The sequence below is a fragment of the Streptomyces sp. NPDC051907 genome (assembly GCF_040681075.1).
Classification (GTDB): Bacteria; Actinomycetota; Actinomycetes; order Streptomycetales; family Streptomycetaceae; genus Streptomyces.
The window spans coordinates 1-8,171 of the sequence record NZ_JBFAYB010000175.1; the positions used below are offsets into that span (position 1 = coordinate 1).

The 8,171-nt window shown below is 66.3% G+C and carries 14 protein-coding genes; 11 read left to right on the forward strand and 3 right to left on the reverse strand.

Going from position 1 to position 8,171, the window contains the following annotated elements:
- Positions 1 to 161: CsbD family protein (locus tag AB0M39_RS40560; protein WP_365373830.1), on the reverse strand; the 161-nt coding region annotated here is incomplete at its 3' end.
- A 311-nt stretch (positions 162 to 472) separates the two neighbouring features.
- On the reverse strand, positions 473 to 1,048 hold the full coding sequence (locus tag AB0M39_RS40565) for a hypothetical protein (protein WP_365373795.1): 576 nt from the start codon (positions 1,046 to 1,048) through the stop codon (positions 473 to 475).
- A 170-nt stretch (positions 1,049 to 1,218) separates the two neighbouring features.
- On the opposite strand from AB0M39_RS40565, the gene AB0M39_RS40570 reads away from it, so the two are divergent.
- From AB0M39_RS40570 to AB0M39_RS40620, 11 genes are all read left to right on the forward strand, one after another.
- The gene (locus tag AB0M39_RS40570; protein ID WP_365373797.1) at positions 1,219 to 1,518 is read left to right on the forward strand and encodes a gas vesicle protein; all 300 of its coding nucleotides are present in this window, start codon (positions 1,219 to 1,221) and stop codon (positions 1,516 to 1,518) included.
- Positions 1,519 to 1,578: 60 nt separating this feature from the next.
- Positions 1,579 to 2,016, forward strand: a complete 438-nt coding sequence (locus AB0M39_RS40575; protein WP_365373800.1) for a gas vesicle structural protein GvpA — start codon at positions 1,579 to 1,581, stop codon at positions 2,014 to 2,016.
- A gap of 3 nt (positions 2,017 to 2,019) precedes the next feature.
- Positions 2,020 to 2,733, forward strand: coding sequence for a GvpL/GvpF family gas vesicle protein (locus AB0M39_RS40580; protein WP_365373802.1), 714 nt, complete (start codon positions 2,020 to 2,022; stop codon positions 2,731 to 2,733).
- Positions 2,734 to 2,763: 30 nt separating this feature from the next.
- A complete protein-coding gene (locus tag AB0M39_RS40585; protein ID WP_365373805.1) occupies positions 2,764 to 3,015 on the forward strand; it encodes a gas vesicle protein GvpG in 252 nt (83 codons plus the stop codon).
- 52 nt (positions 3,016 to 3,067) lie between these two features.
- Positions 3,068 to 3,658, forward strand: coding sequence for a hypothetical protein (locus AB0M39_RS40590; RefSeq protein WP_365373808.1), 591 nt, complete (start codon positions 3,068 to 3,070; stop codon positions 3,656 to 3,658).
- The gene (locus AB0M39_RS40595; protein WP_365373811.1) at positions 3,651 to 4,793 is read left to right on the forward strand and encodes an SRPBCC family protein; all 1,143 of its coding nucleotides are present in this window, start codon (positions 3,651 to 3,653) and stop codon (positions 4,791 to 4,793) included. Before AB0M39_RS40590 ends, AB0M39_RS40595 begins: the two co-directional genes overlap by 8 nt.
- A gap of 35 nt (positions 4,794 to 4,828) precedes the next feature.
- Complete coding sequence (locus AB0M39_RS40600) at positions 4,829 to 5,224, forward strand: gas vesicle protein (protein ID WP_365373814.1); 396 nt, start codon at positions 4,829 to 4,831, stop codon at positions 5,222 to 5,224.
- Positions 5,224 to 6,033, forward strand: coding sequence for a GvpL/GvpF family gas vesicle protein (locus AB0M39_RS40605; RefSeq protein WP_365373817.1), 810 nt, complete (start codon positions 5,224 to 5,226; stop codon positions 6,031 to 6,033). The genes AB0M39_RS40600 and AB0M39_RS40605 overlap by 1 nt, the downstream gene beginning before the upstream one ends.
- Positions 6,034 to 6,037: 4 nt before the next feature.
- Complete coding sequence (locus AB0M39_RS40610) at positions 6,038 to 6,277, forward strand: gas vesicle protein (RefSeq protein WP_365373820.1); 240 nt, start codon at positions 6,038 to 6,040, stop codon at positions 6,275 to 6,277.
- The gene (locus tag AB0M39_RS40615; RefSeq protein WP_365373823.1) at positions 6,204 to 6,653 is read left to right on the forward strand and encodes a gas vesicle protein K; all 450 of its coding nucleotides are present in this window, start codon (positions 6,204 to 6,206) and stop codon (positions 6,651 to 6,653) included. Before AB0M39_RS40610 ends, AB0M39_RS40615 begins: the two co-directional genes overlap by 74 nt.
- A gap of 62 nt (positions 6,654 to 6,715) precedes the next feature.
- Positions 6,716 to 7,174 carry a hypothetical protein gene (locus AB0M39_RS40620; RefSeq protein ID WP_365373825.1) on the forward strand — a complete coding sequence of 153 codons (459 nt, stop codon included), beginning with the start codon at positions 6,716 to 6,718 and terminating at the stop codon, positions 7,172 to 7,174.
- A gap of 680 nt (positions 7,175 to 7,854) precedes the next feature.
- On the opposite strand, the gene AB0M39_RS40625 is transcribed toward AB0M39_RS40620, so the two are convergent.
- A partial coding sequence (locus AB0M39_RS40625; protein WP_365373827.1) for a YihY/virulence factor BrkB family protein occupies positions 7,855 to 8,171 on the reverse strand: 317 nt, incomplete at its 5' end.

Genomic DNA, 8,171 nt, shown 5'->3' on the forward strand with positions numbered 1-8,171 from the left:
GTGTCCTTGGCCTTCTGAACGGTCTGCTTCGCATCGCCCGCCATCTGCTCGCGGACCCCCTTCGCCTCCAGGCTTTCGTTGCCGATGGCCTGGCCAGTGGTTTCCTTTACCTTGCCCTTGGCCTTCTTGGCTACGTTGCTGGCCTTCTTTCCTGCTGCCATCTCTTTCACCTCCCACACCACTGCGTGGCGTGGTCATAAACCTGCTTTGCCCCTACCCGCGAATGGGCCGCTTAGGCACAATTCCGCTGACTTTGTCCTTGGCGGGCCGTTGGGGTGGTCGTACGAATTCCGGCGGTACGCCAGACCCACATCCACGTCCTCTTCCCGGCACTGGCTGTCACCGCGGTGCTCAGGGCCGTAGGTGGGGAGTCCCGGATCTTGTCCGTGGTCCAGCACGAGGAGAGGCCTCTCCTCGTGCTGGACCACGCGGACGATGGCCCTCGCGGGTAGCAGCAGCTCCCCGGTCGGGATCAGCGGAACCGCTGAACTTCCAGACCGCGGGGCCTGTCGTCGTGGTCGCTCTGGTCCCGGGCCAGCAGCTGCACGTACCTCGGCGCGTACTCGCGGCACCGCATACACGTCACCGCTGTTTCCGATGGCAGCGGGCCGGGCAGGGCTTGGTGCCCGCAGAGTGCCTGCCCGGTTGTCCAGGTGCCGGATTCGCTGTCCCACGTACTCACCGACAGATGAACCACGTTGGGATACGCCGGGGTTCGCCGGGATGGTACGGGGGCCAGCCGACGTCGGAACTTCACCGCGGTCGCGAGGCGATGCTCGGCGGGATGCCGAAGGAGCGTCGGCGAAGCGGCAAGAGCGCTGCTGGTGACGGAGGCGCGCCTGTGCGACAAGATGCTCAACTCCTGTTGGACAGGGAATGTTTGAGGATCGCCTGCCCTCAGCTCGGCCTTTGATGCTTCTTGCCGACGCGGCGAAGATCGGCCCGCCTGTCGGATCAGGTCCAGATCGTGGTCGACGTTGATGAACCACAGCTCACAGGAATGACCGGTGTCGAGACTCATGAAATGACGCGGGATCTTCTGCGGCATCCACCGCCGGAACCCTGTCGATCGGTCTGAACCAGCGGTCCCCACAAGGCGTTTCAAGGATTCGGCGCATCGAGGAGCATACGTTCGAGCCTCAGGGGCAGTCGACATTGCAGCCACGGCAGATGTCCTGTGCTTGTCCAAAAGATCATCCCAGGTGTGAGGCGGGGATCATGAACACCCAGGAGAGCGAGGGCGGTAAGACCGCCTCGAAGCGGATTGCCATTTCCGATGCCCTCCAATGCGCTTCGGATCAGCTCGCGGAGTTGCTCCGATGCGAGCCCGGAACTGTTTCGGCGATGGAGGCCACGGACGACGGCTGGACCGCCGTCGTGGAGGTGGTCGAGCTCGAACGGGTTCCGGACACCATGAGTGTGATGGCTTCCTACCGCGTCTCCCTCGGCTCAGAGGGGCAACTCGTCGGATACGAGCGTACGCGCCGCTATGCGCGAGGGCAGATCGATCGGCGCTGAATCGCCGAAGGACCTCACATCGGGTGAACCTGCACCACTCAGCGAGAAGGGAGTCCCATTATGACGCTCGTTCAGCAGAGCAACGCGTCCAATTCCGGCGGTGGTTCCGGGAATCTGTATGACGTCCTGGAGCTCATCCTTGACCGGGGCCTCGTCATCGACGCGTTCGTCCGTGTTTCCCTGGTGGGAATCGAGATACTCAAGATTGACGTGCGGGTCGTCGTCGCGAGTGTCGACACGTATCTGCGCTTCGCCGAAGCATGCAACCGCCTCGACCTGGAGTCCGGGCGCAAGGCTCCCAGCCAACTCACCGATCTTGTCGGTGATATGACGGAGAGCGGAGCCAAGGGGAAGTCCAAGGGCGCGCTGAGCGGTGCCGTGGAGGCTTTCACGGAATCGCTGCAGGGCAAGGGCGACGAACCGGAGGAGGAGCCGCGGAAGCGGCCTGCCCGTAAGTCGTCCTCAAGCCGCCAGTCCGCCCAGAGCAGGGGGGAGTGACACATGCCCACCTACGTCTACGCGATCACTCGCGCCGACCATCCCCTGAACCTGGACGGTCTCGACGGCGTCGGCGACCCTCCGTTGCGGTTGCGGAACGTCGCCGCGAAGGACCTGGCAGTGGTTGTGAGCGATGCACCGCCCGGCCTCAGGGCGAAGCGCCGCGATGTGATGGCCCATCAGGCCGTCATCGAGCGGTTGATGCAGGACGGCCCCACTCTCCCGATGCGCTTCGGGCTTCTCGGCCCCGACGACGAGCAGGTGGCGACGGCGATCGAGGAGCAGGGGGCTGCCTACGGCGACCGTCTGACCGAGTTGGCCGGACACGTGGAGTTCAACCTCAAGGCCGGACGCGCAGAGGACGACCTGCTGCGAGAGATCATGACGGACTCCGAGGAGATCCGGCTACTGAACGAGCGCAGCCGGTCCGAGGGCTCGACCCACGACGAGCGGCTGGCACTCGGCGAGAAGGTCTCGCATGAAGTCGCGGCGCGTCAGGGGCGTGAGGCCGACGAACTCCTGGCCCGGCTCGGCCCTGCCGCGGCCCGTACCGCCCCGAGCGATCCCGGCGCCGGCCACTTCCTGAACGCGTCCTTCCTCGTCAAGGCAGAGACGGCGGCAGCATTCTCGCGCGCCGTCGAGGAAGAGGCGGGACGGCGTGGTGACGCCTATACGTTCACGCTCACGGGCCCGCTGCCGCCGTACAGCTTCGTCTGACCTGTCGGGAAACGATCGAAGGCGCGTGCCATGGGTCTCATCACCGGCATTCTGACCTTTCCGCTCGCTCCCGTTCGAGGAACGGCGTGGGTTCTCGACCAGGTCATCCAGGCCGCCGAGCGGGAGTACTACGACCCCGCGCCGGTGCTCAGCGCGCTGGCCGCTCTGGAGCAGGAACTGATCGCCGGACGCATCACCGACGAGGAGTTCGACCGGCGGGAGGACGAGCTGCTCGATCGGCTGGACGAGATCGAAGCCCATCGGCAGCAGTCGGAGCCATGACCTGGACCGTTGGGAGCGACATCCGACCACGAGGGTATGAGGTGCACAACACATGCAAAGCAACGTCAAGATAGGCGTCGCGGTCGTCGGTGGATACTTTCTGGGGCGAACGCGCAAGGCGAAGATGGCGATCAGTCTGGGCATGTTCCTAGCCGGACGGAAGCTGGACTTCGATCCGAGGCAGGTCGGCAAACTGCTGGCCAACTCGCCCCTGCTGGGCTCTCTCAACGATCAGGTTCGCCGGGAACTGGTCGACGCCACCAAGTCCGCGGCCGCTTCCGCTCTCGCCCAGCGGGCGACGAACCTGGCGGACTCCCTTCAGCAGCGCACGCTGGAACTCGGCCAGAAGGATGACCCCGAGGGGCAGGACGAACCCGCGGACGAGGCGGACGAGGAAGACGGGCCTCCGGAAGCGGCAGACGAGGAGTCCGGCAAGAGGAGGCGGCCGGCCCGCAGCAAGGCTTCCGGGAGCACATCCGGGGCAAAGGAGAAGGCAGCCCCTTCGAAGCGTGCTGCCGCCGCTCGCAGCCGCTCAGCGGCAGGCGAGACGAAGAAGCGGGCGACTCCCGCACGACGCTCCGGGACTCCTCGCAAGTCGACCGCCTCCACGGCGCGCAAGAGCCGGGGTGAGGGCAATGGCTGACTCGACGCTGAGCAGGATCAAGAACGAAATCGCCGAGAGCCCGGCCACCGACCGGCTCAAGGAAGAGCTGCAGAACTACGTTCGCGCCCGCCTTGAGCACACCGTGACCACCATGGGCCACCGCCTCGGTGAGGGTGTGTCCAGGTTGGCGGAGCCGGGCAGCGGCGGTGCGCTGGGCAAGAGTCTGGCGAAGGGCGGCAAGGCTCTGAGCGAGGGCGAGTCGCCCGGCAAGGCCATCGTGACCGCAGGCGCGTCGCACCTGAAGGACACCATCAAGGACAAGGTCAAGGGCTTGTTCGGCAAGGGGCGCAAGAGCGGGGGCGGCAAGTCGAAGAGCGTCACCATCGTCGAGGACATCGATGTCGGTGTCCCGGTGCGCGAAGCGTACGACCAGTGGACCCAGTTCCAGGAGTTCAGCACATTCGCGAAGGGGGTCGTGAGCGTCGAGAAGGCTGACGACACGACCAGCAACTGGAAGGTGAAGGTCGCCAAGTCCACACGCAGCTGGAAGGCGAACGTCACCGAGCAGGTTCCCGACGAACGCATCGCCTGGACCACGGAAGGCGCCAAGGGCACGGTCAAGGGTGTGGTGACCTTCCACCGCATCACGGATGACCTGACGCGGGTGCTCCTGGTCCTCGAATACTTCCCCAAGGGCCTCTTCGAGAAGACCGGCAACATCTGGCGCGCCCAGGGCCGCCGTGCACGACTGGACCTCAAGCTCTACCGCAAGTTCATCATGATGCGGGGCGAGGCCACCGACGGCTGGCGCGGCGAGATCCGTGACGGTGAAGTCGTCGTCGAGCACGACGAGGCCGTCGATCAGGAGAACGAGCTGGAGCACGACGAGGACTCCTTCGATCACGACTCCGAGGGCGACGCGGCAGCCGATCACGAGGACGAGCAGGAGCACGACGAGTACCGGGACGAGGACGACGACTTCCCTGAGGACGACGAGCAGGACGAAGTCGTGGAGGAGGACCCGGCGGAGAACGAAGAGGACACGGCGGAGAACGAGCTCGACTACGAGGACGAGGACGACGTCGAGGTCGATGAGCGGGAGCTTCCCGACGACGAGGACGACGTCGAGCAAGAGCGGCCGACCCGTCGTCGGCCCGCCGCCTCGCGGCGCTGACCCGGAGCTCCCACCGCACAGACAGGGCAGATCGCATGACCCAACCACTTGCCGGCCGCACGAGCGGTGCGTTTCCCACCCAGCAGGGCTCGTCGGCCAATCTCGCCGACATCCTGGAGCGGGTGCTGGACAAGGGCATCGTCATCGCAGGCGACATCCAGATCAATTTGCTGGACATCGAGCTCCTGACCATCAAACTCCGCCTGCTCGTCGCTTCGGTGGACAAGGCCAAGGAGATGGGGATCGACTGGTGGGAGCACGATCCCTCGCTGTCCTCTCGTGCGCCCGCACGGCCGGACGCGGCCCTCGCCGAGGAGAACGCGCTTCTGCGCGCGCAGCTCGCCGAGCTCCGCGAGGCCGTCGGATTGCCGGCGGCGCCCGATACAGCGGACCAGAAGGCAGCCTCCGCGGAAAGGCAGGACCGGCAGTGATGGCCGAACGGGCCGGGACCCCCACCGGCGAGGAGCTGTCGTACGTGTACGTGGTCGGACCCGACGACCCCGCGTTGCGGCGCACCGCCCACGGGCTCCAGGGCATCGAGGGAAGGTCACTGCGCTGGGTGAGCGACGGCGGCCTCGCAGCACTGGTGTCGTCGGTTCCGGCGGACAGGTTCAGTGAGGCGGGGCTCGCCGCGCAGTTGGAGGACCTGGACCGACTGGAGAGCATCGCCAGGGCTCATCACGCGGTGGTGGATGCCGCGTTCTCCACGACGACGGTCCTGCCCATGCGGTTGGCGACCGTGTACCTGAACGACGATCGCGTATGCGCTCTGCTGCGGCAACGAGGCTCGGAGTTCGCCACCCTGATGGACCAGCTCGCCCAGCATGTCGAGCTCGGGGTGAAGGTGTACGCCGAATCGAGCGGTGTTCCGTCCCCGGAGCCGGCCCCGCGGGCTCCCGCCGGCGGTACGGGGCGCGCCTATCTCCAGCAACGACGAGCGCAGCAGCGTGGAAGCCAGGACCTTCACCGAAGGGCCGCAGACGCTGCCGCGGAGGCAGCCCGTGAAGCGGCCTCGCTTGCCTCCGGACGGGTCGTCCACCGTCCCCAGCAGGGCGAGTTGGCGTCCAGAACCGGTGTGAACGTCGCCAACGAGGCCTATCTCGTTCCCGCGGCCGCAGTCGCACAGTTCCGCGAGGTGATCGGTGCGGTGTCCCGGGACAGGCCGGGTGTGCGGATCGATATCACCGGCCCATGGGCTCCCTATTCGTTCGCCACCTTGACGACGGAACGGGAGGCCTGACTCTATGACGAGCGAGGCAGGACCTTGGGAGCCTGCGAACGTCGGCGCGAAGGCGCAGCAGTGGGGAGACCGGCCCGTCGCCGGTCCCCCCATAGCGCTCATCGACCTGCTTGACCGCCTTCTCAACGGGGGCGCCGTGCTCACCGGTGACGTCGTGCTGTCGATCGCCGATGTCGACCTGGTGCACATCAACCTTCGGGCGGTCATCAGGTCCATCACCTCCGATGAGCCGGCCCCCTGGTGAGACACCACATCCCACGCGACCGCTTCGGTGCTCACGCGCCGGATCCGAGGAGGTTCCCGTGCCCAGTGCATCCGCACCCCCCAGCACCAGCAACGCCATCGCACAACGACTGGAAACCGATCCCGAGTCGGTGGAACGAGACCTCATGAAACTCGTTCTGACCATCGTCGAACTACTGCGGCAGTTGATGGAGCGTACAGCGCTCCATCGGGTCGACCAGGGAGACCTCGGAGAGGACCAGGAGGAGCGCATCGGAATGACGCTGATGATTCTCCAGGAACGTATGACGGAACTGTGCGAGCGCTACGACCTCACCATGGACGACTTGAACCTTGACCTCGGTCCACTGGGATCCCTGCTTCCCCAGCCGCAATGAGGTCGGGCAACTATCCGACACAGCCGCGTTTCAAGGCGGACTTCGAGGCAAGGAGGAATGTCATGACCGCTGAAAGCAATAATGCCAATCAATCTCGTGCACGCACGGCGAAGAAGGCCGCAAGCTCCAAGACCACTGCCCGCACCCAGCGCGCGGTCAGCAAGGCGGACGAGCAGTCCGGAGCGAAGGCCAAGGACGCTGCGGGAAGCGCCGCGTCGGCAGCCCGGGACGCCAAGGATTCCACTTCGGCCGGAGCGCATTCGGCCGGTGAAGCGACCAAGCGGGCGGGGCGCGCTGCTGCCGCCGGACTCTCCAGTGGCCAAGAGGCGGTGACGGCGAAGGCCGCCAAGGTGGGGACGATGGCCACCACCGCTTGGAAGGCCTTCAAGCACCGGAAGGCGATAGTCGCGGGGGCCGCAGCAGCGGTTGCCGGAGTAGCCGGAACCGCCTTTGCCGTCGGACGCTCGACGGCAAAGCCACAAACGGGTCCCCTGACCCGCCTGGCCCGCGGAAGGGTCTGACCGCAAACCCATATCAGCCCGTTGCCCCAGCCGAGACAAAAGGCTGGGGCAACGGGCTGATATGGCGCATTACCGGGGTCGGTCAGCGAACCCAGAGTCAGCGCTTCACATCCCTATCCGGGTTCACGTGCCACCTCGCAACGGCTTCTGCGGTCACGGCAGTACTGGCAGGAATGCTCGCGATGTATGCGATGTCCACACGATCGTCGGAGCTCGGCCTGGCTGCCATGGCGATGTGGGTGACCACGATGCTCTTGGCTTCCCGGCGACTTGGGCACAGCCCGGGTGGGCCTCCGAGGCCCACCGGAAGGCACCAACCCTGACCGTCAAGAGACGACGCCCGTAGGCCGCTAGCGCGACGGCGTCGAGGCCCAGCGCCGCCCCTGATGTGCCTCCCAATCGTTGGGGGAGGGAGGGACACGCGAGGGCCTTCTTCGCGTCGCCGTCCCGCGGCTCACCGCGGCGAGATCCACGCTCGGCAGGCGCGGCAGCATCGCGTCACTGTCCTGCGGGGACGGTCAGCGCTTCCAGGCGTGGCCGTCCCCTTCTTCCTTGCGGGGGATCCCGGGTAGCCCCGCCACCCGGGATCCATCTACTCGGCGCTGAGGATCACGTGCCTCCGCGACGGCACGGGTGGCACATCGGCAGCGGGCGGAGTTCGTCCCCGGTCGGCGTCATCGTCACCCCTTCGTCGGCTCCTCACTCGGCGGCTCGCCCATCTCCCGCCACTCCTCCTCGGACCATGCGCGAGTGTCGCGCGGCTGTACATACGGCTCCTCGTCGGCGGGGTGGCCCGCGATGATCGCCCGCTCCCGAGCCATCTCCGCATCGAATTCCAACCCGAGCAAAATCGCCAGATTCGTGATCCACAGCCATACGAGGAAGATGATCACACCGGCCAAGGTGCCGTAGGTCTTGTTGAAGGAGCCGAAGTTCGCGACGTACAAGGCGAAGCCCGTCGACGCGACTCCCCAGATCGCCAGCGCCAGGACGCTGC

Excerpts from the sequence above, each read along its gene's own strand:
- AB0M39_RS40565 (WP_365373795.1), bottom strand. The coding sequence starts at position 1,048 with ATGCCGCAGAAGATCCCGCGTCATTTCATGAGTCTCGACACCGGTCAT.
- AB0M39_RS40570 (WP_365373797.1), top strand. The coding sequence starts at position 1,219 with ATGAACACCCAGGAGAGCGAGGGCGGTAAGACCGCCTCGAAGCGGATT.
- AB0M39_RS40575 (WP_365373800.1), top strand. The coding sequence starts at position 1,579 with ATGACGCTCGTTCAGCAGAGCAACGCGTCCAATTCCGGCGGTGGTTCC.
- AB0M39_RS40580 (WP_365373802.1), top strand. The coding sequence starts at position 2,020 with ATGCCCACCTACGTCTACGCGATCACTCGCGCCGACCATCCCCTGAAC.
- AB0M39_RS40585 (WP_365373805.1), top strand. The coding sequence starts at position 2,764 with ATGGGTCTCATCACCGGCATTCTGACCTTTCCGCTCGCTCCCGTTCGA.
- AB0M39_RS40590 (WP_365373808.1), top strand. The coding sequence starts at position 3,068 with ATGCAAAGCAACGTCAAGATAGGCGTCGCGGTCGTCGGTGGATACTTT.
- AB0M39_RS40595 (WP_365373811.1), top strand. The coding sequence starts at position 3,651 with ATGGCTGACTCGACGCTGAGCAGGATCAAGAACGAAATCGCCGAGAGC.
- AB0M39_RS40600 (WP_365373814.1), top strand. The coding sequence starts at position 4,829 with ATGACCCAACCACTTGCCGGCCGCACGAGCGGTGCGTTTCCCACCCAG.
- AB0M39_RS40605 (WP_365373817.1), top strand. The coding sequence starts at position 5,224 with ATGGCCGAACGGGCCGGGACCCCCACCGGCGAGGAGCTGTCGTACGTG.
- AB0M39_RS40610 (WP_365373820.1), top strand. The coding sequence starts at position 6,038 with ATGACGAGCGAGGCAGGACCTTGGGAGCCTGCGAACGTCGGCGCGAAG.
- AB0M39_RS40615 (WP_365373823.1), top strand. The coding sequence starts at position 6,204 with ATGTCGACCTGGTGCACATCAACCTTCGGGCGGTCATCAGGTCCATCA.
- AB0M39_RS40620 (WP_365373825.1), top strand. The coding sequence starts at position 6,716 with ATGACCGCTGAAAGCAATAATGCCAATCAATCTCGTGCACGCACGGCG.